Genomic DNA, 25,019 nt, shown 5'->3' with positions numbered 1-25,019 from the left:
TTGTTCCTGAGAACGAGGCGCATATTAACGATATCATCTCAGGCTGTCAATCATAAAAACAGAAAAAATATCCAACTGCTCATTCAATGCACATTATGACGAAGTTTTACTCTAGTTAATTGATATTGAATTAATTTTGAGTTGCAAGTGTACCAGGTAATTGCGTAGAAACTTCAGGATAAGCGACATGATAGATATCATAAAAGGAAATCATTCCTTTTAATGCAATTAAACGCGATATTTCTTGTTTTATAGCAGAGCTAACATCTTGTGAATCAATGATTTTGCTTATCGCATTATCAGAAACTGGTTCAGTAACAAACCATTCCCCGTTATAACAGACACGTAAATCTAAGACGCCAATATCTTCAAAGTGATAAACAGGTTTGATATCAAAAAGTAGTACACTTGCTAATACAATAAAAAGAATGGTGATACCCAGAGCCCAATAAGGACCAAAATAAGGGGCGTACCAAAGAATAATGGCTAGGGGGACATAAGCCGCAACCATACCAATACATAAATAAGGGTGGTTGGCGAGAAATTGGCTATTAAAATAAGGTTTCCCATCACGGTTTTCACGTTTATTGATGGCATCCAAATCTTCGACGAGTATTTGTTTGATAATATCCATGTGTATAACTCTCTGTCAGATATCTATACTAGGAGGGTATCACGAGCCGTCGAGATTGTTATATATCAGTTAAAAAAAATATTTACACAGATTGTCATCGTATCGGATAATTCTTACTGACATTTATTAGGTTGTTGGCTTTTTAAATTAAAGTTTTCTTTAAACTATCAACTAAATGCAGCGTTTTTGTTAACGTTATAGCCGATAAAAGTGACGCAATCGAAAAAACAGCATATTTTTGAGGTTTGCTCGTATAAAATAGTTGCTATTATCTTTAAGTCATGAGTTAATGAGTGTCGGCCTGTTTAGCAGTCCTATTTGATGTATGATTACTGAGTTAGTGTGTTCTAAAGAAGAAAGTTATCACAGATAGCCTTTGACCGTGACGCTTCATCTTGGTGTTTCCCTGATTAAATAGTTGACTCTGGCCCGTATATGCCAAAAGGCAAGTTTTTTTGATGTTATATAGGAAAAGTCAAATGTCCGACAAAATGAAAGGTCAAGTTAAGTGGTTCAACGAGTCTAAAGGCTTCGGTTTCATCACTCCAGCTGATGGTAGCAAAGACGTTTTCGTCCACTTCTCTGCCATTCAGGGCAATGGTTTCAAAACTCTGGCTGAAGGTCAGCAAGTTGAATTCACCATTGAAAACGGTGCAAAAGGCCCAGCAGCTGCTAACGTAACTGCTATCTAAGCTAATTGCTTAACTGATTTTCTAAAGCCCGTCATTTTTAATGACGGGCTTTTTCGTATGCGCTACATTTATGGTTAATATATTTTGTTGGAAAAGAATGTTATGAATATTAATGACCGTGTTTATGTAAAAACAGACGGAGAAGAGCGTCGAGAAGGAACTATTTTACTTATTGAACCCTTCAATGAAGGGGTAATGTATTTAATTGCATTACCTGATTACCCTGAAGGTATTTGGTTCTTTAATGAAAAAGAAGGCGATGAAGGGATTTTTGTTACGCCAATTGAAAGATAAGTTCAATTTAATGGGCACTTTGTCCTTTACTTAATAATTTTCCCCACTTATACTCCTTCCATCTTTTACTTAGGAGATTATTACTTGGACAGTCAGAGTTGGAATAAAAACTTAATTTAATGGCAAGCCAGTAATCGTCTTTTCTTTTCACTGCTTGCCACAACGGCGGGCGGTGTCTGATGTTTCCTCATCATACTACTCCCTTATAATTGTATTTCATTAGATAGCGTATTATAGCTGTATTGAGTGTGTATTATGTTGGTCTATATTTATTCTTTATTTCCTCCAGGCAATAGCTAATGGTTTTTGAGTAATTATTTTACTCAAAATATGGCTATATGCTTTTTATTAAGCATATAAATCATTATCCAAGTTATTTTTGGAGGGATTATCATGCTTTTTTCCCCTGATATTTTAAATTTGCTGTCTGCTATGTGTTTTGGTGCATTAATTGGTGCTGAGCGCCAGTGGCGTCAACGAATGGCGGGCTTGAGAACTAATGCACTGGTTGCAACCGGAGCGGCGGTATTTATTTTAAGTTCTGTAACAACATCACCTGATAGTCCTGGTCGTATTGCTGCCCAAGTGGTGTCAGGAATTGGTTTTCTCGGTGCGGGAGTGATTATGCGTGAAGGCATGAACATCCGAGGCCTAAATACTGCGGCAACGCTTTGGTGTTCCGCGGGGATCGGTGTTTTATGTGGATTAGGCCAGTATTCTTTGGCCTTGATGGCAACGTTATTAATTTTATGCGCCAATATTTTATTAAGAGAAGCGGCTTCACGAATTAATAAACAACCACAACAGCAAGCACTTGATGTAGAGCAACGTTATAAAATTCGCGTGATGTGCCATCAAACGGATGAAATTTTAGTAAGAACTCTTATTTTACAAGCAATTAATGGACTGCATATTCGGCTGCAATCGTTAAGTAGTGCAGACACACTAAAGCCTGAGCAGCTAGAAGTGTGTGCTGAATTTCTTGCGACACCTGCCGAGCAAAAAGAAATTGAAGCATTGGTATGCAGAATAAGCCTTGAGCAAAGTGTTAGTGCTATCAATTGGAAAGTGGCATCAGAGCTACCGGCCTGATGACTTTAAATTAACTCACTATAGGAGCTGAAATGGACGACCACCCTCCGTCATGGAGTAGCAAATTGGAGCTATCTAACTGATAATAAACTAATTTTATTTCAGTTGGATAGCGTTAAAATCACGAGTGTTGTATTCGAGACAACGTTATGACTGAAATAAGACAACCGCGCAAAAGCGTCAAAGCCGCTGCACGCCAAAAATTTATTGTTGGCGAACAAGCGAGTAAAAATATTGAGCAAGTGCTCAATGAATATCAAACAAATCTATTAGGCTTATCAGAGAATGAGGCGATGGACCGTCTTGTGACTGAAGGTGAAAATGAAGTTGCTCATGAAAAAGCCCCTCCAGCATGGAAGCAACTACTCACTTCTTTTAAAAATCCATTTATATTCGTACTGATTGTATTAGCTGTTGTTAGCTTTTTTACGGATTATGTTATTCCTGAACGCCAAGGCGAAGAAACAGATTTAACCGGCGTGATTATTATTGTCACAATGGTTTTATTGAGTGGTTTTTTACGTTTTTGGCAAGAGTATCGTACCAATAAGGCTGCGGAAGCATTGAAATCTTTAGTTCGTACGACGGCTACTGTATTTCGTCGTGATAATAAAACGGGGCGTTCTGTTAGAAAAGAGGTACCGATCAAATGCTTAGTACCTGGGGATATTGTGTTGCTATCCGCTGGAGATATGGTTCCTGCTGATTTAAAGCTAGTCGAATCAAGGGACTTGTTTATCAGCCAAGCCATTCTAACAGGGGAATCAATACCTGTAGAAAAATACGACACATTAGGTGACGTTTCAGCCAAAAATTTAGATCCCGTATCGCCAACTGAAAATGAACTGTTAGAAATTTCAAATATTTGTTTAATGGGAACCAATGTTACCAGCGGGACGGCGCGTGGAATTGTGGTGGCAACGGGTGGGAAAACCTATCTAGGCTCGCTGGCCAAATCTATTGTGGGGAGTCGTGCGCAAACTTCGTTTGATCGTGGTGTGAATAGCGTAAGCTGGTTATTGATTCGCTTTATGTTAGTCATGGTACCAATCGTCTTACTTATCAATGGGTTTACAAAAGGAGATTGGTTCGAAGCAACACTATTTTCACTGGCGGTTGCCGTGGGTTTAACACCGGAAATGTTACCGATGATTGTTAGCTCGAATTTAGCCAAAGGTGCAATTGCCATGTCAAAGCACAAGGTGATTGTTAAAAGGTTAAATGCTATCCAAAACTTTGGCGCAATGGATGTGCTGTGTACGGATAAAACGGGAACATTGACGCAAGATCGTATTATTTTAGAACATTATTTGGACAGCAATGGGCAAAAAAATAGTAAAATTTTGCAACTAGCTTGGCTAAACAGCTTCCACCAAAGTGGGGCTAAAAATATGATGGATCAGGCAATTATTCGTCGTGGTAGAGGGAACAGTGAAGTTGAGCAGCTAAAAGCATTCCAAAAAATTGATGAGTTACCCTTTGATTTTATTCGACGCAAATTGTCAGTGACAGTACGAACACCGAAAGGCGAAGCTCTACTTATTTGTAAAGGTGCTGCGGAGGAAATGTTAGCTGTCTGCCAAAGTTACCAACAAGATGGTGAGCTGCATTTACTTGACGACCAAGCAAGGGTAAAAATTACTGAGCTAGTGAGTGATTACAACAGACAAGGATTTCGTGTATTGTTACTTGCAACTCGTCGTTTGAATGATGCAGAAGCCAGCTTACCGCTTTCTGCTCAAGCCGAGTATCAGTTAGAGCTACAAGGCATTTTAACTTTTCTTGACCCAGCAAAAGAAAGCGCAATTTCAGCCATTGCAGCACTACGTGAAAATGGCGTTACGGTTAAGGTGTTGACGGGTGATAATGCCATTATTACCGAAAAAATCTGTCATGATGTTGGCTTAAACATCAGCGAAATCATGACGGGTTTAGAAGTTGAAGAACTGACAGACGAAGAGTTAAGCCAGAAAGTTGAGCAAGTTTCAGTTTTTTGTAAATTAACACCATTGCAAAAATCCCGTATTTTAAAGCGGTTACAAGCAAATGGACATACCGTTGGTTTTCTCGGTGATGGGATCAACGATGCGCCCGCATTACGTGATGCTGATGTAGGAATTTCAGTTGACACAGGGACGGATATTGCTAAGGAATCTGCGGATATTATCCTACTTGAAAAAGACTTAATGGTATTAGAGCAGGGGGTAATTAAAGGGCGTGAAACTTTTGGTAATATTATTAAATACTTAAATATGACCGCGAGCTCTAACTTTGGTAACGTATTTTCTGTATTAATTGCCAGTGCATTTATTCCCTTCTTACCGATGCTAGCCATTCATTTGCTCGTTCAAAACTTACTGTATGATATTTCCCAGCTTGCATTACCCTGGGATAAAATGGATAAAGAGTTTTTAAAACGTCCTCGCAAATGGGATGCGAAAAATATTGGCCGCTTTATGATTTGGATTGGACCAACCTCATCTATCTTTGATATCACAACTTTTGCGTTAATGTGGTATGTATTCCAAGCGAATAGTGTCGCTCATGAAGCGCTGTTCCAATCAGGTTGGTTTGTTGAAGGTTTACTTTCACAGACGTTAGTTGTTCATATGTTAAGAACACAAAAAATACCGTTTATACAAAGCACTGCCGCATTACCTGTTATGTTAACAACAGGGTTAATTATGGCTCTTGGTTTATATATTCCATTTTCTTCATTTGGTGAAATGATAGGGTTACAACCGTTACCAATAGAATATTTCCCATGGCTCGCTCTCACATTAGTCAGTTATTGTGTTGTAGCTCAACTAATGAAGCAATTTTATATTAAACGTTTTGGAACGTGGTTATAAAATAATGTTAAAAGGTGTGAGGCTAAAGGAGTCTTGCACCTTTGGGTAGCTATATCGTATGGGTTATTTGATATTCATTGTAACCCATTAATATTCATAAAATAAAAAGAGCCATAATAATAATGGCTCTTTTTGATTACAGAATAAAAAGAATAGGGCTTATTGCAGGCCTAAAGCAGTTTTCATCTGTTTCATTGCATCAATACCCTGTTGGCAAGCTTTATCTTGCTGGTCTTTAGGTAGTGCAGCAACCTGTTTTTTACCCTCTTCCAGCTGACCTTTCATTGCGTCTAACTGAGCTTTTGCTTGCGGGTTTTCTGAAGCTTTAGCAATTAAGCTATCAACTTCAGCGAAGTAAGCGTTACAAGTTTCAGTTGCGCCAGCAACTTCACCTTTTTTCTCTTCTTCTGAACAAGCAGTGATTGTCAGTGCCAATAAACCCATACCACAAGCTAAAATCAACTTTTTCATAATCAACCTTATTAAAATTATTTATATAGCGAATTGAGTATATAAGAGATGTTTTTAATATCAAACGTGACAAATCCTAAAATAATACATCGGTTAATTAATTAAATTTCAATTTAATTGGGCTATCGTATTTTGTTTTAGCTCATTTCCGTTACATAAATTCACGGAGATAAATAAGTTGTTTTTTATCATTATGTTATAGATTTCCTTTAACTATTCTATGTTTGTCTAGAGTAATTGGTAAGTGGAAGAAAAATGGAAAGCAGATAAAAGAAGTATGAGGGCTATTAGGGTAAGGGGATAATGGTTAGTTAATTTAATAAATATATTTTTTGACGAAAATTATGTTTTAGCTACCAAGATAGAATAATACGTCATACGTGTATTTACCTATAAAAATGCCTATATAAGCCTTTTTAATATCGTTATAACGTTTTTTTATATGCGATTAAATATATTAAAAAATCGTTTATTTGTAACAAAATGTTTACGGGCGAATGATAAGTTTTCACTATGAAATATTTATAGAATTAATGGCTGTTCATTTAAGATGCAATTATAGATGTGAAAGGTGAGCTAGTTCACAAATTTAAGAATAAAACCTTTGTATAGGTACCAGTTTGATTTTTAAATTAAATTTTCTTTGTACGAAGATGAAATTATCAGGTAGAGTCTTTGTTTTTAAGCGAACTAATGAAGAAATATCGCTTAACTTATGGTTAATGATAAGTGTACAGGGTTAACGACAATTAAGTTAATTTTGTTGACGCTAACTCAAATTCATACCAAAATTGACTCACCGTAGAAATTCGCCAAAGAGCGAGAGACGGGTTAGAATGTTTTTAACAAAGGGCGATAACTTTTCTTACTGTACATTTTTAGAATGATGAGTTCTCTAAAGGTAAAGTAAGGATATATGATATGGGTTCACCATATCGCAATGCAACATAGCAGATATTATATTAATGCTATGGGCATACAATGTATGTAGCCTGACTTATCTGGTTACAATTTTATATTTAGACTTACACACAGGGCTTTACCATTATGTCTGCTTCTATTGTAAAGAAACGGCCTCTGAGTCGTTACATCAAAGATTTTAAACACAGCCAAACTCATTGTGCACACTGTCACAAAACCCTTGATCGCATCTCTTTAGTTTTCAACGATGACATCTTAAATAAAGAAGCTATCGCTGACATGACTGAATTGGTTGATGAAGGCACTTGGGGGGAGCTGCAAGATAAATTTACTGCACTTTGTCGTTTTTGTAGTGAAATTTATTGCAATAGTAATACTGATTATTTTGATATTATGTCATTTAAACAGTATTTATTCTTACAGACTGAGATGAGCCACAGTACGGTTCGTGAATATGTTGTTCGCTTACGCCGTTTAGATGAATTGTTATCTTCCTCTAATTTTTCTATGAAAGAATTTACTGCGAGTAAAGTTCAAGAAGAGTTGAGTGAAAAAATGACAGATTCTGCATTTAGTAATTACAATATTGCATTACGTAAATATGAACAATATTTATTCTGGGAATCAGAAAAATGCAATAATTAGAATAACATATTGAAAATAAGCGTTGCTATTTTCTTTGTTGTTTTTAAGTAATGGTGTCCCCGTGGGCACCTTTTATGTTTTTAGCTGACAGCTCTTTGGGATAGCACTTATCTGATAGGAAGCACGACAGTTATTCTTATGAGATAAGTGTATTTTTAAATAAATATGTAATCATGTATGGCCTGGCCTTCGTAGATAACGAAGCCAGGCCTTTTACTTATTACCCAATCGTCATTAAGCTAGCATTACCACCTGCTGCAGCGGTATTGACACTCAATGAGCGTTCATGAAGTAGGCGTTCAGTCAGCAAGTTAGTTTCACCACGTTCAAAGCCTTGAACTGAAATAATTGGCCCTTTACGTTGTGCAACCACCGCGCAAACTTCTTTTAACTGATCGCTGTCACCATGATAAATAACCCCTTCGATTGGCTCTTTCGATTCTATCCAGTTTTTGGTTATCGATATGGTTTTTCTCACTTTTTCAGGTAGTGACTTAAACAGCTTCTGATGGAGCTCACTATCTGGCCATAACACCTGACAACCCGCAGAAAGTACAGCTGTTAGCTGGGTTAAGCAATCTTGTTCATTATCGCTAAGGCATAAAATCAAACCACGCGGGCGCAAGGTATAGGTATTTCTTTCTCCTGTTGGGCCCGGTAATACACGGGTGGTTCCTGTTTGACTATGGCGTGTAAATAGCTCAATCACGGAAGGCGAAATAACCGAGTTTTGTTTTTCAGACCATTGTGTAAGTGCTTCAAATGGTTCAAGTAAAACAGTTTTAGCACTGGCATCCATGGGTAAATGGCTATCTTGTCGCTCTAAGGTATTTGAAACTGCGTTATCTGGACGTTCGCTTAATAAACGGTAAAGGTATAATGGCCCACCTGCTTTAGGCCCAGTTCCAGATAAACCTTCACCACCAAAAGGTTGCACCCCAACAACGGCACCAACCATATTGCGGTTTACGTACAGATTGCCAACTTTAGCTTTTGAAACAACTTGGTTGATAGTTTCATCGATACGAGTGTGAACACCAAGTGTCAGTCCATAACCGGCTGCATTAATTTGTTCAACAAGTGCTTCTAACTCATCTCGTTTAAAACGTACAACGTGCAGAACAGGACCAAAGATCTCTTTTTTCAGCTCACTAACATCATCAAGTTCTATTAATGTTGGCTTAACATAGGTTCCTTCCTGTTGCTCTTGCTGATCATCATGGTTCTCAAATGCTGCTTGGAAGACCGATTTCCCTTTGCTGCGCATTTTTTGAATATGTTGATCGATATTCTCTTTTGCTTCATGGTCAATCACAGGGCCTATATCGGTTGATAAATGCTCAGGGTTCCCCATACGGCACTCTTCCATTGCGCCTTTTAACATACGAATCGTTCTATCTGCGACATCCTCTTGGATACATAAAATGCGCAGTGCCGAACAACGTTGGCCCGCGCTATCAAAAGCAGATGCGACGACATCAGTGACAACCTGTTCTGTGAGTGCAGAAGAATCAACTATCATTGCATTTAATCCGCCGGTTTCTGCAATCAGCGGAGTAGGCCGTCCTTGTGCATCTAAGCGCCCTGCAATATTACGTTGAAGTAACCCTGCGACTTCTGTTGACCCTGTAAACATGACCCCGCGAACACGAGTATCACCAACGAGTTGAGCGCCAATGGTTTCACCTTTACCCGGTAAAAATTGCAGTACATCGCGAGGAATACCCGCTTGATGCAAAATAGATACCGCGATAGCGCCGATTAATGGTGTTTGTTCAGCTGGTTTCGCGAGTACGGTGTTACCTGCTGCGAGAGCCGCAGCAATTTGGCCTGAAAATATTGCTAACGGGAAGTTCCACGGACTAATACAGACCACAGGCCCTAAAGGACGGTGTGTGTTGTTATCAAAATCATTCTTGACTTGGGTTGCATAGTAATTAAGAAAATCTACCGCTTCCCTAACTTCCGCAATCGCATTGTTGTAAGTTTTACCTGCTTCACGCACTAAAATATCTAACAGTGGCTGTAACTGTTGCTCCATGAGGTCAGCGGCTCGTAATAAGATGGCCGCTCGTTCAGAAGGAGGTGTTGCGAACCAGATAGTACCCGCATCGTTAGCGGTATTTAATGCATGTTCAGCTTCTTGTTCTGTTGTTTCACGAACGTGGCCGACAATATCTTTGTGGCAGGCAGGGTTAATAATTGGTGTTGCATCGGGCAATGCTTGCGAAGCTTGGAAGTCGCCCCCTAACAGTGGTTCTGCCATTTTTTGCTGCATAGCCGCACTCAGTAGGGCACTTGATAGCGAAGCCAGTCGATGCTCGTTTGATAGGTCAAGCCCCATCGAATTCACACGCTCTTGCCCATATAAATCACGTGGTAACGGAATCTTTGGATGCGGTAAGCCTATTTGCCCTTCAGTTTTAGACAGTTCTAAAACATCTTTAACTGGGTCGGCAACTAATTCATCTAGAGGAATAGTGGCATCAGCGATACGGTTTACAAATGAAGTATTTGCGCCATTTTCTAACAATCGACGCACCAAGTAGGCAAGTAGCGTCTCGTGAGTACCGACTGGTGCATAAATACGGCAAGGGCGGTTTAGTTTGCCATCAGCAACCTTACCAACCACTTGTTCATAAAGTGGCTCACCCATTCCATGTAGGCATTGGAATTCGTATTGACCAGGGTAGTAGTTTTTACCTGCAATTTGGTAGATAGCAGAGAGAGTATGTGCATTATGTGTTGCAAACTGCGGGTAAATTAAATTGGGAACCGACAACAGTTTTCGTGCACAGGCAATATAAGAAACGTCAGTATACACCTTACGCGTATAAACAGGATAACCTTCTAGCCCATCCATTTGTGCGCGCTTGATTTCACTGTCCCAATAAGCACCTTTTACTAGGCGGATCATTAAGCGACGTTGGCTGCGTTCAGCTAAATTTATGATTGAGTCAATCACAAATGGGCAGCGTTTTTGATAGGCCTGAATTACAAAGCCAATCCCATTCCAACCCGCGAGTTGTGGCTCAAAACAGAGTTTTTCTAGTAAATCTAAAGAGATTTCTAAGCGGTCGGCTTCTTCTGCGTCAATATTAATCCCTACATCGTATTGGTGCGCTTGTAATACGAGGGATAATAGGCGTGGATAAAGTTCTTCCATCACGCGAGAGTATTGTGCGCGACTATAACGTGGATGTAATGCAGATAGCTTAATTGAAATACCAGGGCCTTCATAAATGCCGCGGCCATTTGATGCTTTACCAATCGCGTGGATAGCTTGTTGGTAAGACACCATGTAATCTTGTGCATCTTTTTCCGTTAATGCGGCTTCGCCCAGCATGTCGTAGGAATAGCGGAAGCCTTTATCTTCGAGCTTTCGCGCGTTAGCGAGTGCTTGGGAGATAGTTTCGCCAGTAACAAATTGCTCTCCCATAAGGCGCATCGCCATATCAACACCTTTACGCACCAGTGGTTCACCACTTTTACTAATGATGCGATTAAGTGAGGTTGAGAGTTTAGCTTCATTATGCGTAGAAACTAATTTCCCCGTAAATAGCAGACCCCAAGTTGCAGCATTAACAAACATTGAGCTACTTTGGCCGAGGTGTGATTGCCAGTTTCCATTGCTGATCTTGTCACGAATAAGAGCATCACGAGTTGCTTTATCCGGAATACGTAATAAGGCCTCTGCGAGACACATTAATGCGACACCTTCCTGAGATGAAAGTGAAAACTCTTGAAGTAAGCCTTGAACCAAACCTGACCGGCCGATACCATTTTTTTGATTACGCAGTTTTTCAGCGATTGAATAAGCTAATTTATGAGCAGCTTCAGCTTGTTCTGTAGGGAGCTGTGCTTGTTGTAACAACATTGGCACGGCTTGTGTTTCAGGAATTCGGTAAGCAGAAGTAATTGCAGAGCGTTTTACAGATTGTGGTAAAATGTGCTCTGCGAAATCTAAGAATGGTTGATAGTTAGATTCAACGGTGGTGTCTTCATCAGAAGTTTGATTTTCTTTTACATCGATACCCGGTGCGAGCTCTGGAAAGGCTTGGCCATTATCGAGTTGTTCTAGGTAATTATAAATAGCTTGTTTGATAAGCCAGTGTGATGTGCGGTCAAGACGCTGAGCGGCATTTTTAATGCGTTCACGAGTTGCTTCATCAAGTCTCACACCCATAGTTGTTGTGCTACTCATCTTAATTCCTCTAGGTCACGAGTCATTTTAATCAAAAAGTTACACCACATTATCTTAATGTTGCAACTTTGTGCAACATTGTTAAGCGTGATTTCTGAAGAAAATGTGAAACATATCGGGTTTTTTAAGTTTTAATATTTTCAAGTAAATCATTTTTGATTTATTTATTATATTTTACATGTAGTTATATTTATTTTGTTTTAGGTGGAATAGTTAAACATTCGATTGTGAATTTAAGTTTAAATTTTAACATTTGTGATATGGATTCTATTTATGCAATAAAAAATAGTTAATTTCTTGTTAATTTAATACGACTCTGTCTAGGATGGGGCAGCTAAGATATTAAGTTAGTGCAACACAAACAATCACAACCTATTTGGTGTTCGCACAGATAAATTAAATATGTGCAATAAAGTGCAACACTATGAAGTTACAAGTTATCAACGGAAACTTATAAAGATAACTAACAATTTTAAAGCTACTCAATGGAGAAAACAGGATGACTGTAAGCACTCCGATGATCATTATGTTCGTCGTATACATTACTGGCATGTTATTAATTGGCTATATGGCCTATCGCTCAACGAAAAACTTTGACGATTATATTCTGGGTGGAAGAAGTTTAGGCAGTGTTGTAACTGCATTGTCTGCTGGTGCTTCAGATATGAGCGGTTGGTTACTCATGGGGTTGCCAGGTGCGATTTTCTTGGCCGGGATTTCTGAAAGTTGGATTGCTATCGGTTTGAGTCTCGGTGCGTATCTTAACTGGTTATTTGTTGCTGGGCGTTTACGTGTCCAAACAGAAAAAAATAATAATGCGTTAACATTGCCAGACTACTTTACTAGCCGTTTTGAAGATAACAGTAAGATTTTACGTATTATTTCTGCTGTTGTGATTTTAGTTTTCTTTACGATTTATTGTGCATCAGGTGTGGTCGCTGGTGGTTTGTTATTTGAAAGCACATTTAATATGAGTTATGAGAAAGCGATGTGGTTAGGGGCATTAGCGACTATTGCTTACACTTTTTTAGGTGGCTTTTTAGCCGTAAGTTGGACCGATACTGTTCAAGCTTCATTAATGATCTTCGCATTGATTCTTACACCTATTGTTGTAATCCTTTCTTTAGGGGGAATAGATACCTCTATTGAAGTGATCAAAGCTAAGAATCCTGAATATCTTGATATGTTTAAAGACATGAATATCATCGCAATTCTGTCATTATTAGGTTGGGGATTAGGCTATTTTGGTCAACCCCATATCTTAGCGCGTTTTATGGCGGCGGACTCTGCTCGTACTATTCGTTCTGCTCGACGTATTAGTATGACATGGATGGTGTTATGTTTAGGCGGAACGATTGCGGTTGGTTTCTTTGGTATCGCTTATTTTGAAAATAACCCGGCTTTAGCGGGTTCGGTAATGCAAAATAATGAGCGTATCTTCATGGAACTAACGGGAATTTTGTTTAACCCATGGATCGCCGGTATTTTATTATCAGCTATATTAGCAGCGGTAATGAGTACACTAAGTTGCCAATTACTAGTTTGTGCGAGTGCGCTAACGGAAGACTTATATAAGCCTTTTATCCGTAAAAGTGCCAGCCAAAAAGAGTTAGTTTGGGTAGGGCGTTTTATGGTGTTATTAGTCGCTGCAATTGCCATTTACATTGCTCGTGACCCAAATAATAAAGTTTTGGCTTTAGTGAGTAATGCATGGGCGGGCTTTGGCGCTGCATTTGGCCCTGTTGTTTTAATTTCTGTAATGTGGAAACGAATGACGCGTACAGGTGCACTTGCAGGAATGATAGTCGGTGCTGTGACAGTATTAGTTTGGATAAAATACAAATGGTTTGATTTGTATGAAATCATCCCAGGTTTCTTATTAGCAACAATCGCTATTGTTGTTGTGAGTTTAATGACTAAAGCACCAAGTGCAGCAGCTCAAGCTCGTTTTGATGAGGCTGAGGCAGAATATAAAGCAAGCTAATCGAGCAAGTTTATAAACGAAAAAGGCCGAGTAACGATACTGTTATTCGGCCTTTTTGCTATTTATTATTCATCATTATTAGTTCTTTCTGCGCTTAGCGAACTGGTAACCAATGAATAGTAAAATAAACCAAACTGGTGTGGCAATTAAGGCTTGTCTTGTATCGTGCTGGAATGCCAATAGCACGACCATAAAAGCGAAAAAAGCGAGGCTTAACCATGACATCACAATTCCAGCAGGCATTTTGTAATGAGATGTTTTGTGCATTTCAGGGCGTTTTTTACGGAAATTTAAATAGCTATATAAAATCATGCTCCAAATAAACATAAAGAGAATAGCAGACACGGTGGTGACTAGCGTAAATGCATGCATAATATCAGGAATAAAATAGATCAGAACAATACCAAAGCTGAGGCAGATACAAGTAAAAATTAGCCCAGTAGCCGGCACGGCTTTTTTCGATAATTGGCTGAACTGCTTTGGCGCATCCCCTTCTTTTGAAAGCCCAAAAAGCATTCGACTGGTGGAAAATACACCACTATTTGCGGAAGAGGCTGCGGAAGTTAGCACCACAAAGTTAACAATGCTTGCCGCTGCGGGTAGGCTTATCAAGACAAACATCTCTACAAATGGGCTTTTATCGGCCAATATGGTTCGCCAAGGTGTAACAGCCATAATGACAATTAAAGATAAGACATAAAATGCAATAATCCGGATAGGGATCGCGTTGATAGCTTTTGGCAAAGATTTTTCTGGATCGCGTGTTTCTGCTGCTGCCGTACCCACCAATTCAATTCCCACAAACGCAAAAATAGCAATTTGAAAGCCAGCAAAGAAACCACTGATCCCCATAGGGAACATTCCGCCATCATTCCAAATGTTACTTAAAGATGCCGTGTGACCCGTAGGGGATTGGAAATTCATGGCAATTAATGTGCCACCTACTGCAATGAGAGCCACAATGGCAACAATTTTTATCATGGCGAACCAAAATTCGAGCTCACCGAAAAGCCTGACAGAAACTAGGTTAAGCGTTAATAAGGTGACCACGCAAATAAATGAGGTTACCCATTCAGGAAAATCAGGTACCCAAAAGCTCACATAGGATGTAATGGCAATGATATCGGCAATACCGGTGATAACCCAGCAGAACCAGTACGTCCAACCGACAAAAAAACCTGCCCATGGACCGATAAGGTCAGCAGAAAAATCACTGAATGATTTGTAGTTCAGATTAGAAAGTAGCAGTTCACCCATTGCGCGCATCACAAAAAATAGCACAAAACCAATTATCATATACACAAAGATAATCGATGGGCCTGCGAGTGAAATGGTTTTGCCAGACCCCATAAATAAGCCTGTTCCAATTGCTCCACCAATCGCAATAAGTTGTATATGGCGGTTACTAAGGCTGCGTTTTAGCTGATTACGATCAGCATTGGGTTGTGTTGATAGTGAATTCGCATTTTCTTCCATACTAAAGATGTCCGTAGTGGTTTGTGATAATTAGCCACAGTCTTTTTTTTAATTTTGTGGTTATGTTTGCGTGAAATATTGTGACACAAATCTCAATTAGAGTAAGGAAAAGTTATCTTGTTAGGAGCGAAGTGATGTTTATTCAAGCATTAGTTTTCTTAAATTTTACATTCGCAACTTAAAATTAACTTAGGTAATAAAAATAGCAGAATCATATTGACTGTAGCAATTGTTAGGCGTTAAATATTTTGTATCGGGTTGTTAGCTCAGTTGGCAGAGTAGGTGACTCTTAATCACTCGGTCGTGGGTTCGATCCCCACACAACCCACCAGTGTTTTCAATGAGTTATGAGCATGCTGCGGAACCTATACTGACTGTATGGGACGTATTTGGGACGCAGCCATTGAAAACAGTATCAATTTGTTTGGCGTGTTCGGTTATTAAGTTTGATACATTACATCCGTTCTCATTGTTTATATCAATAATATATTTGATATTTAGAGGCTATGCTATCATATCCTTCATAAAGCTATTCTTTCAATTTATTAAATCTCAATACTGGTTCAATAAACCAATGAATAATTGAGTTTGATGCTAGTAAAAGTGCAATTGTAATTGTAGATAAAGTAAATGCTATTATTAATAATAAATTTAGTTCTATATCTAAAAAACTTAATATTTGTAATATTACAAAACAAATAATTGGATGGATTAAATAAACACCTAAAGCATTATTTGATATTTTTGCATATTTTTGAGTTGATAAAGCAAAGTAAATAATAATCGAACCTAGTATTAGGCTTATTACAAAATCGAAAATATAGATAATGAATGAGTTGAGAATTAAATTAGTCTTGATTGCACCGAAAATTATCTCATAAAAATCGTTTCGATAATTAAGAAAGGTAATCGCTAAAAATGCTATACAAAAAATAGTGATAATAGGCTTTTTCCTTAACGAAAATATATTTTGATTATGAATAAAATAAGCAATGACAAAAAATGGGAAATATAAAATAATTGAAAAAAAGCTAGAAATCGGCATTAGGTAAGTCTTTGTTATAAAGGATATTATTAGTGATGTGATTAAGATTGCAGATAGGTTAAATTTGTTTGATTTAAAGCTCTCTGGTAATAATAAAAAAACAGCTTGCCATATAGGTGTTGCTAAAAAGAACCAAACCCCGTACTGAGGAGAAAACAAGTATTTTTTTAAAGTTAACTCACCGGTGAAGTAAAGTGGAACCATGTCGATTGTTTGAAACGTAAAATAAATTATAAGGGCAGGAAGAAGGTGAGATTTTAACTCTTTCCATGTTGTATTTTTTGTTATAAATGCGACTATAAATACAAACATAGGAATTAATGTTAAGTCAAAAACAGTAATAAGCAACGAATATTTGCTTTTATCAACTAAATTTAAATAAAAATTAAAAACAATTAATGAACTTAATATTAATTTTAGCGTTGGCCAATATGGTTGGCCAACGTTTTTTATATTCAAGATTAAGTGATTTTCTTTTTTCATATATATGCCCTATATAAAAATTGATTTATTGTACCTTATTGGGGTTATAATTTAAAAGAAATTATTTTAGTAATTACGAAATGAGAGATAATAAGTCTAATATTGATTAGTCTTTTTCCGTTAATATTTTATTCTTATTGTAAGAGGGAACATGATTTAGGAATTGAATATAAGTTTATTGCACAATTTTGTATCATTTAATGGCTAGATAAAAATCACAAACTTTTAGGTCTAAGAACTAAAAAATGAGAGGTAACTGAAAGCAGAGTTATTTTTGATTGGGCAAAGTATGATTTGATTGAAATTTAACCAGTTAGGGGAGGGATGTTTGAAATAGAACGCAGTTGTTTTTTAGCACGTGAAATGTACAGGGAAAACGATTGAATAGCAGAGGATGAGAAGCTAGGGAGCTAAATTTAACTCAAGTTTCTGCTATTACATAAGCAGCTAATGATACTTTTTAGTATCAGTAAGAAGTAAATCAAGAATTTTAGGGCTATTTCAGTGATAACTTTATTATATAGTCCTTGGATGATGATTAGCTTATATTGTTATCAAATATTTTTTGAGTCACTGTAATTGAAGGCTCGACGCCCAATATGTATAAGGCTTGTTCTAAAAGGTCAATTTTAGATGTGTAATGAATATCCAGTAAGCGTTCTATCTGTTGTGCATTGATATTCAATCTGCGAGCGAGATCGACGCGTTGCATTGCAGAGTTGAGAATGGCGTTATGCAAGGCAATTTTTAAGCAACAGATTATGGGTAAATAAACCGTAAATGCTTCACCATTTTTTTGTTGTGTTGCTAATGGAATTGGTTTTCTGAGTTCGATATGTTCTGCAAAAGAGGCTAGCAAAATTTCTTGGGCTTCTAATTCAACATCTTCTCTACAATAGCTAACTCCTTGAAGGTCAGGAAAATCACTAAAATTGATTTCATATACGTTTTCTTCCTCAATAAATTCTATTGTTGCCTGATAATTGAACATATTTTTCCTTCAAATTATATTTCAGAGTGCTCAGTGTTGCACTGGAGCATGAGGAAAACAAGCTTATCAATTAACTTATGTGGCCATTTCTTGCTTCATTTTTGTATCTATTGGTCCTACATGTTGTTATGAGGGGGTTGTTAGTACAATTAATGTGATTTTCCTAACATAAATTCAGCAATGTGAGAATCGCTTTATTCGGAAATTATTGAGAAACAAAGAAAACAAGTGTGAAGTTTGTCTCAAATTGAGAAATATTTTTTTCCATAAAAATCCTAATAAATTAGCTTCTTTTATAAGCAAATGTCTCACTGAATTATTTTAACTAAAAGTTATTTATTTTTTAATCTTTCATTATCTGATTAAGCAATTTTACTTAAGGTAACTTGATGGTTAGGGGGTTTTGTTAAAATAAAAGTATATAGTAATCATTTGTTATTATAACATTGAGTTATTAAAATTATTATGGTTACGTGAAAATGGCTAAAAATGATAAGTACGAAGACAATTAATAATACCTTTAGTGCTTTTTATTTTGAGCACCAACTGAATATTTTAAAAATGATATAAAAAACATTTGGAAAATGGAGTGTTCTTAATTGAAACCTACATTTTTTGCTCTTAACACAAAAGTGATAGGTTAGCGTAGGTTGATCTTTTTATTAAAAAAAATGAATTTTTTGCTATTTTACATAAAAAATAAATATTAATTAACCCAAAAAAACTACTTTAATGAATTAATAACAAAATGATCACTTGAAATAATAAATATGCAAAAATATCTTACAAAAATATTTAAGCTGAATAAACTTTCATTATTGGTAATCGACGTAAATTTTATTAGTTTTATTAATATTACAGGGTGATGATACTTATTTTATAGTTTAATGATTCTAATGAAAATGGAAGTGAATACTTAATATGTATGACAATATAATGGCTGTTTATATGATAACTGCGATTGAATAATTTTGAACGATGGCTGTAATATATATCAAACTTATTGAAAATTAATGATTAAATTTTATTCCAATAATGCCGATAAAGCCTTAATACAGTAATGTATAACTCAGTTTCTTAATACTAAAAATTGATTTGGATCAATATATTGTTTTTGATGTTATGCTTGGTTTATTAGGCTTAATAATCACATGTAAGGAGTGATTGGTTTGATTAAAATCCTGGCATTTTGCTTAGGTTAACTCAAAATGTTGTGGATATTTAGGATAAGGTAATAGAAGATAAAGAAATAATGAAGATTATTTAATGAATTAATGGGTAATCGCCCTATTGATACAAAAAGAAACATAAGTACCTTGAATAGTTAATTTAGTGGTGCATAATAATTAGCGACTAATAATGACATCAGCAATTTCTGATTTTTATGGAAACTGCTAATTTTTTAGTCATTCTTTATTGTTGTAGGTATTCAGGAAATATATTTAATTTAAGTTTGGAAGCTTGTGTATTTGTACTCCAAATTGGGTATTTTGAATGGATAACATGGGGAAATTAATGGAATTACATTTACCCAATTTAATTAATTTTTTAATTTAATAATTTGAATACACAATACTTTCAAATTCATATTTGTTCTTTTTGCACACAGATCGCACAGATGTTGATAATATTCGGAAAGGAAAAAAAATGAGCTCGACGACAGATTTTCTGAAGCATATATACGATATTAACCTCTCATATTTGCTATTAGCCCAAAAACTCATCTCTCAAGAGAAAGCCTCTGCGATGTTTCGTCTAGGTATCTCTGATGCAATGGCAACTACTTTAGCAGACCTTACACTCCCTCAATTAGTCAAATTAGCAGAGACAAACCAGCTAATCTGCCAGTTTAGATTTGATAATAGTGAAACAATTGAAAAACTAACTCGTGATTCAAGAGTTGATGAATTACAACAAATTCATACAGGTATCTTACTTTCGACCCGATTATTGCAAACGCATAATGAGGGCGACACCGAAATAGCGAGAAAAAGATGAGTACCGCAGCTGAAAAAAGTATAGTCCAAGAAGCGAATGACATTCGACTAGCCATGGAATTGATCTCTTTGGGCGCTCGCCTTCAAATGTTAGAAAGTGAAACGCAAATCAGTCGCGGTCGTTTAGTTCGTTTATACAAAGAGCTAAGAGGTAGCCCTCCACCGAAAGGAATGTTACCTTTTTCTACAGATTGGTTTATGACATGGGAACAGAATATTCATTCATCCATGTTCTATAATGCTTATCAATTTTTACTGAAAAGCGGCCAATGTCGTGGTGTTGACGCTATATTAAAAGCCTATAGGTTATACCTTGAACAGTGTATTCCAGAACCCGGCGAAGAACCTTTGTTGGCTTTAACACGTGCTTGGACGCTAGTCCGTTTTGTGGAAAGTGGCATGTTACAAAGTTCACAATGTAGTTGTTGTCATGGCTCTTTTATTACTTACGCACATATTCCTGAAAATAGCTTCACTTGTAGTTTATGCCAACCGCCATCACGCGCAATAAAAAAACGTAAACTTTCCGAACATCTAGCCGATATTACGGTATATCGACAGGATGGCATTACTAAAGCGGTAATGTAATTGGATTGATTTGGTTAGCAGGCAAAATTTTTTGCCTGTCACTCCTAATATTCCCTTTGACTGCCATCTGTTAACCAACGGAGTGAAAGGGAATATTGTGTTAATACTCATCGGGTATATCATTGTTACAGTTGCGGTTATTGGCGGATATATAATGGTCGGCGGCCATTTAGGTGCGCTTTATCAACCCGCTGAATTTGTCATTATTTTAGGGGCAGGTTTAGGTGCTTTTGTTGTTGGTAACAGTGGCAAATCCATCGTCGCCTTGTGCAAAGTATTACCAAAACTCTTTCGTCGTTCCTCTTACAATAAAACAATGTCAATGGATTTAATGGCATTGTTATTTCAATTACTTAATAAATCGCGCCAACAAGGGTTACTTGCACTTGAGAAAGATATTGACAATCCAAGTGAAAGTGAAATTTTCTCCCAATATCCCCGTATTTTAAAAGATGAGTCCACCATGATGTTCATTGTGGACTATTTACGTCTGATGGTGAGTAGTAACTTACAAAGTCATGAAATTGAAGCATTAATGGATGAAGAATTAGAAACTTTTCGTCAAGAAAATGAAGTACCTGCTTCGGGGCTAAACATGGTCGGTGACTCTATGCCTGCATTTGGGATTGTTGCGGCCGTCTTGGGTGTCGTGAATGCCTTGGGCTCAGCAGACCGTCCCGCAGGTGAACTTGGTGCTTTAATTGCTCATGCAATGGTTGGTACATTTTTAGGTATTTTAGTGGCTTATGGCTTTATTTTGCCTTTAGCTGCTCTGATTAGGTTGCGCAGTAGTGAGCAATTGAAAATGATGGAGTGTATTAAAGTGACTTTCCTCTCTGCATTGCAAGGGTATGCTCCTCAAATTGCGGTTGAATTTGGCCGCAAGGTGTTATTCAGCGCAGATAGACCTTCATTTGTTGAACTTGAAGATAAAGTTCGAGAAGTGAAAGTAGGTGCTCGCTCACAAGAAACAACTGAGGAGTAACAAACGAATGGCAGCCAATACACCTCATGTTATTCGGGTTAAAAAGCGCAGTTCACATCATCAAAACGGACACGGCGGTTCATGGAAAATTGCTTATGCCGATTTTATGACGGCGATGATGGCGTTTTTTTTAGTGATGTGGCTGATCTCAATTTCAAGTCCTCAAGAATTAACACAAATTGCTGAGTATTTCCGTACTCCCTTGAGTACAGCTATCAACCCGGGAAGTAAAAGTGGTGATGCCACAAACCCTATTCCTGGTGGGGGTAAAGACCCGATTTTCCGTGATGGGGATGTGATGCCGGAACCCAATAATATTATTGATGGAAATGCAAACTATCGTTTTGAAAAATTAAAAGAGTCCCTTGAGCAGGCCATTTTAAAAGACCCCCGTTTGAATGAATTAAAGCCACATTTATTGATTGATATGATTAATGATGGGCTACGCATTCAAATTGTTGATAGTGAAAATCGCCCAATGTTTAAAGTCGGTTCGGCAACGGTTGAACCGTATATGCGCGATATTTTGCGTGCAATAGCACCACTTCTTAATGATGTTCCTAATCGAATTAGTATCTCCGGTCATACTGATGATCTCGCTTATGCCAACGGCGCCAATTACAGCAACTGGGAGCTTTCATCAGATCGTGCAAATGCTTCGCGCCGTGAATTGATTCGCGGTGGAATGGATGAAAATAAAGTATTACGCGTGGTTGGGATGGCTTCAGCCATTCATTTAGACAAAGAAGATGGTTTTGCCCCGATCAACCGCCGGATAAGTATCATTGTGTTAAATGATGAAGAAACCAAACAAATTCTCCGCGAATACGATGGCACCAAGCCGATCAATGATGTGCTGAATAAACCGCAAAAACCCATGCAAGAAACGGCTGTGGGTGTTGTCGCTGCGGTGAAAATACCGTGATGAATTGCTGTTATTTGAATTTATTACATAACTTGTTTAGTTGTCTGCTGGGGGTTCCGGCAGTCAGCGTTAAGTGAAACTTAAGCGAAATTGGATAAAAACCATGGATATTACCGAGTTTTATCAAACATTTTTCGATGAGGCTGATGAGTTGCTCAGGGATATGGAACAACATTTACTTGAGCTTGATCCTTTTGCCCCGGATAGCGAGCAGCTAAATGCCATCTTCCGCAGTGCCCACTCAATCAAAGGAGGGGCTGCAACCTTTGGTTTCACTCAGTTGCAGAATACAACTCATACATTGGAAAACCTTTTAGATAAGGCGCGTCATGATGAGTTAACCCTCACGCCTGACATAATAGATGTTTTTCTTGATGCTAAGGATGTCATGGCATCACAGTTAGATGCCTATAAAAATGACTCTTTACCGGATGAAGATACCTTTAAGCGTATTTGTGAGGTGCTTAGCCGGGTTGAAAATAGAGCGGAAGAAGGTACTGCGATATCTGAAACTAAAGTTGAAGATACGGTTGTTGAAGACACACCCGCGAAGCAAGGTGAATATTCACACTACTTTATGATCTCGTTAAATCAGCTCAAAGAAAATGAAGTTGATTTATTGGCGGATGAGCTCAGTTTATTTGGGCATTTATATCACACTGAAAAAACAGCAAATAGTTTACAAGCATGGGTAGGAACTAATACGGATATTGATGATATTAGTGGGGTGCTATGTTTTGTGGTGGATGAATCGCAAATTAGCCATGAAGTAATTTCATTTGCCGATTGCCTCGCTTTTTCAAAGGAAGAAACGTTATTAAATGATGATAAAGTTGCAGCGAATGAAGTCACAGAGCCTCAAGTAGATACTCCGCAAAGCTCGGCAAAACCTGCTGCACCCACCACGGCTAAAAAAACGGCAATCGCTAAACCGAAAGGGGATTCGAGCAGCATTCGTGTGGCTGTAGAGAAAGTTGACCAGCTGATTAACTTAGTGGGTGAGCTGGTGATTATTCAATCAATGTTGACCCAACATAGTCAACATGTCGATCAGAACGAATACAGTGATTTGTTAAGCTCAATCGTACAGTTGGAGCGTAATTCCCGCGCTTTGCAAGAATCCGTCATGTCAATTCGCATGATGCCAATGGACTACGTATTTAGCCGCTTCCCGCGCATGGTACGCGATATCGCTTCCAAATTAGGTAAAAAAATCGAACTGAAAGTAGAAGGAAGTTCGACTGAACTCGATAAAAGCTTGATTGAGCGCATTGTTGATCCCCTAAATCACCTTGTTCGTAATAGCCTCGACCATGGGATTGAAAAGCCAGAAGTTCGTGTGGCAAATGGTAAGCCGGAAGCCGGAACACTGACCTTAGCGGCAGCACATCAAAGTGGCAACATTTGTATTGAAGTGCGTGATGACGGCGCAGGGCTAAATCGTGAACGTATTTTGGCAAAAGCGAAGTCACAAGGCATGAATGTGCATGATGGGATGAGCAATGATGAAGTTGCGATGCTGATTATGGCACCGGGTTTTTCAACCGCAGAGGTAGTGACAGACGTTTCGGGACGCGGTGTTGGAATGGATGTGGTGAAACGAAATATCCAAGACATGGGCGGCCGTATTCAAATCGGTTTTACCGAAGGTAAAGGTACCATTATCCGCATTTTATTACCGCTCACTTTAGCCATTTTGGATGGTATGTCTGTGAAAGTAGCGGAAGATGTTTTTATCGTTCCATTGAGTGCCATTATCAGTACCTTGCAGCCTCGGCAAGAGGATATTTATCGCTTAGCGGGAGAAGAAAAAATGCTGCTTGTGCGAGGGGAATATTTGCCACTTGTTGAATTACACCAAGTATTTTCCATCGAAGAAGCCGAGCGAAATTTAGATAACAGTATTGTGCTGATTATTCAAAATGCAGGCCACCGTTTTGCGTTGTTAGTTGACAAGCTCGTCGGGCAACAGCAAGTGGTGGTGAAAAACATTGAAAGTAATTATCGCAAAATCCCTGGTATTTCCGCAGCAACGATTATGGGCGATGGCTCTGTTGCATTGATTTTAGATGTGGCTGAGCTGCAAAAAATGAATAACAGCATTTTGATTAAAAAGAAACAGCAGGTTTCTCAACCTGTCGTGCACTAAATAGAGGCCATACACCATGTCTATGTTAGATGATGATTTAAATAAACACGAAGAAGAAAAAAACGGCGAAGGCTACCTCATTTTTACCTTGGGTGAAGAAGAGTATGGCATTGAAATCTTAAAAGTGCAGGAAATTCGTGGCTATGAACAAGTGACTCGTATCGCGAATACCCCTGATTTTATCAAAGGTGTGACTAATTTACGTGGAGTCATCATTCCAATTATTGATTTACGGGTGAAGTTTTCCCATGAAAACGTGGTGTATAACGATAACACGGTCGTTATTGTGGTGAATTTAAAAGATCGCGTTGTCGGTATTGTCGTCGATGGGGTTTCGGATGTGCTGGTCTTGAATGAAGAGCAAATTGCGCCACCACCTGATTTTGCGGTGACATTATCGACCCAATATCTGACAGGGCTCGGAACATTAAATGACCGTATGTTGATTTTAGTCGATATCGAAAAATTATTAACTAGCGATGAAATGGCGCTGATTGACAGCATGGCTGAGTAATTCTCAGCCCCAATAATTGTTCAAATAATAATAAGTCATTAACTAAAGTTTTTGGTTGGATGACCGATATCCAAAAT

Annotated in this window: 18 protein-coding genes and 1 tRNA gene; 13 read left to right on the top strand and 6 right to left on the bottom strand. The window is 37.9% G+C overall.

Annotation, left to right across the window (positions count from 1 at the left end; genetic code table 11):
- Window positions 1-130 precede the first annotated feature (130 nt).
- The gene (locus tag PR834_RS16540; protein ID WP_004265669.1) at window positions 131-634 is read right to left on the bottom strand and encodes a YlaC family protein; all 504 of its coding nucleotides are present in this window, start codon (window positions 632-634) and stop codon (window positions 131-133) included.
- 479 nt (window positions 635-1,113) lie between these two features.
- Here PR834_RS16540 and cspE point away from each other — a divergent pair, with 479 nt between their 5' ends.
- The 4 genes from cspE (at window position 1,114) to mgtA (ending at window position 5,564) form a co-directional block, all read left to right on the top strand.
- Window positions 1,114-1,326, top strand: a complete 213-nt coding sequence (cspE, locus tag PR834_RS16535) for a transcription antiterminator/RNA stability regulator CspE (protein ID WP_004909801.1) — start codon at window positions 1,114-1,116, stop codon at window positions 1,324-1,326.
- Window positions 1,327-1,428: 102 nt separating this feature from the next.
- Window positions 1,429-1,620: a protein DsrB gene (gene dsrB / locus PR834_RS16530; protein ID WP_004255792.1), complete on the top strand. Its 192-nt coding sequence runs from the start codon at window positions 1,429-1,431 to the stop codon at window positions 1,618-1,620.
- Between the two features lie 393 nt (window positions 1,621-2,013).
- The gene (locus tag PR834_RS16525) at window positions 2,014-2,712 is read left to right on the top strand and encodes an MgtC family protein (protein WP_004255789.1); all 699 of its coding nucleotides are present in this window, start codon (window positions 2,014-2,016) and stop codon (window positions 2,710-2,712) included.
- A 149-nt stretch (window positions 2,713-2,861) separates the two neighbouring features.
- Window positions 2,862-5,564: a magnesium-translocating P-type ATPase gene (gene mgtA, locus PR834_RS16520; protein WP_110591504.1), complete on the top strand. Its 2,703-nt coding sequence runs from the start codon at window positions 2,862-2,864 to the stop codon at window positions 5,562-5,564.
- 159 nt (window positions 5,565-5,723) lie between these two features.
- Here the strand turns inward: mgtA and PR834_RS16515 are convergent, their stop codons facing one another.
- Entirely contained in the window at window positions 5,724-6,035 is a 312-nt protein-coding gene (locus tag PR834_RS16515) for a DUF5339 domain-containing protein (protein WP_004255760.1), read from the bottom strand.
- Between the two features lie 1,047 nt (window positions 6,036-7,082).
- On the opposite strand from PR834_RS16515, the gene fliZ reads away from it, so the two are divergent.
- On the top strand, window positions 7,083-7,601 hold the full coding sequence (fliZ, locus tag PR834_RS16510; protein WP_004255757.1) for a flagella biosynthesis regulatory protein FliZ: 519 nt from the start codon (window positions 7,083-7,085) through the stop codon (window positions 7,599-7,601).
- Window positions 7,602-7,821: 220 nt separating this feature from the next.
- Here the strand turns inward: fliZ and putA are convergent, their stop codons facing one another.
- On the bottom strand, window positions 7,822-11,805 hold the full coding sequence (putA, locus tag PR834_RS16505; RefSeq protein ID WP_094961157.1) for a trifunctional transcriptional regulator/proline dehydrogenase/L-glutamate gamma-semialdehyde dehydrogenase: 3,984 nt from the start codon (window positions 11,803-11,805) through the stop codon (window positions 7,822-7,824).
- A 499-nt stretch (window positions 11,806-12,304) separates the two neighbouring features.
- Between putA and putP the strand changes: the two genes are divergently transcribed.
- A complete protein-coding gene (putP, locus tag PR834_RS16500; protein WP_004255751.1) occupies window positions 12,305-13,789 on the top strand; it encodes a sodium/proline symporter PutP in 1,485 nt (494 codons plus the stop codon).
- 78 nt (window positions 13,790-13,867) lie between these two features.
- On the opposite strand, the gene cycA is transcribed toward putP, so the two are convergent.
- On the bottom strand, window positions 13,868-15,265 hold the full coding sequence (gene cycA, locus PR834_RS16495) for a D-serine/D-alanine/glycine transporter (protein ID WP_272536790.1): 1,398 nt from the start codon (window positions 15,263-15,265) through the stop codon (window positions 13,868-13,870).
- 255 nt (window positions 15,266-15,520) lie between these two features.
- Between cycA and PR834_RS16490 the strand changes: the two genes are divergently transcribed.
- Window positions 15,521-15,596, top strand: a tRNA-Lys gene (locus PR834_RS16490).
- A 198-nt stretch (window positions 15,597-15,794) separates the two neighbouring features.
- On the opposite strand, the gene PR834_RS16485 is transcribed toward PR834_RS16490, so the two are convergent.
- Window positions 15,795-16,793: an acetyltransferase gene (locus tag PR834_RS16485; RefSeq protein ID WP_196725227.1), complete on the bottom strand. Its 999-nt coding sequence runs from the start codon at window positions 16,791-16,793 to the stop codon at window positions 15,795-15,797.
- A gap of 538 nt (window positions 16,794-17,331) precedes the next feature.
- Window positions 17,332-17,784, bottom strand: coding sequence for a hypothetical protein (locus PR834_RS16480; protein ID WP_094961159.1), 453 nt, complete (start codon window positions 17,782-17,784; stop codon window positions 17,332-17,334).
- 1,647 nt (window positions 17,785-19,431) lie between these two features.
- Here PR834_RS16480 and flhD point away from each other — a divergent pair.
- The 6 genes from flhD to cheW all read left to right on the top strand — a co-directional run bounded on the left by flhD (window position 19,432) and on the right by cheW (window position 24,942).
- Window positions 19,432-19,782, top strand: a complete 351-nt coding sequence (gene flhD / locus PR834_RS16475; RefSeq protein WP_036957860.1) for a flagellar transcriptional regulator FlhD — start codon at window positions 19,432-19,434, stop codon at window positions 19,780-19,782.
- A complete protein-coding gene (gene flhC, locus PR834_RS16470; RefSeq protein ID WP_004255732.1) occupies window positions 19,779-20,369 on the top strand; it encodes a flagellar transcriptional regulator FlhC in 591 nt (196 codons plus the stop codon). Before flhD ends, flhC begins: the two co-directional genes overlap by 4 nt.
- A 97-nt stretch (window positions 20,370-20,466) precedes the next feature.
- The gene (gene motA / locus PR834_RS16465; protein ID WP_036957858.1) at window positions 20,467-21,354 is read left to right on the top strand and encodes a flagellar motor stator protein MotA; all 888 of its coding nucleotides are present in this window, start codon (window positions 20,467-20,469) and stop codon (window positions 21,352-21,354) included.
- Window positions 21,355-21,361: 7 nt separating this feature from the next.
- Window positions 21,362-22,279, top strand: coding sequence for a flagellar motor protein MotB (gene motB / locus PR834_RS16460; protein ID WP_136135231.1), 918 nt, complete (start codon window positions 21,362-21,364; stop codon window positions 22,277-22,279).
- A 103-nt stretch (window positions 22,280-22,382) separates the two neighbouring features.
- Complete coding sequence (gene cheA, locus PR834_RS16455; protein ID WP_272536789.1) at window positions 22,383-24,428, top strand: chemotaxis protein CheA; 2,046 nt, start codon at window positions 22,383-22,385, stop codon at window positions 24,426-24,428.
- A gap of 16 nt (window positions 24,429-24,444) precedes the next feature.
- Window positions 24,445-24,942 carry a chemotaxis protein CheW gene (gene cheW / locus PR834_RS16450; RefSeq protein ID WP_004909833.1) on the top strand — a complete coding sequence of 166 codons (498 nt, stop codon included), beginning with the start codon at window positions 24,445-24,447 and terminating at the stop codon, window positions 24,940-24,942.
- Window positions 24,943-25,019: the final 77 nt, after the last annotated feature.

Origin of the sequence: Providencia sp. PROV182 (assembly GCF_028480325.1) — a bacterium.
GTDB lineage: Bacteria > Pseudomonadota > Gammaproteobacteria > Enterobacterales > Enterobacteriaceae > Providencia > Providencia hangzhouensis.
The sequence above is the reverse complement of the archived record's forward strand: the minus strand, read 5'-3'. Positions and strand labels throughout refer to the sequence as shown.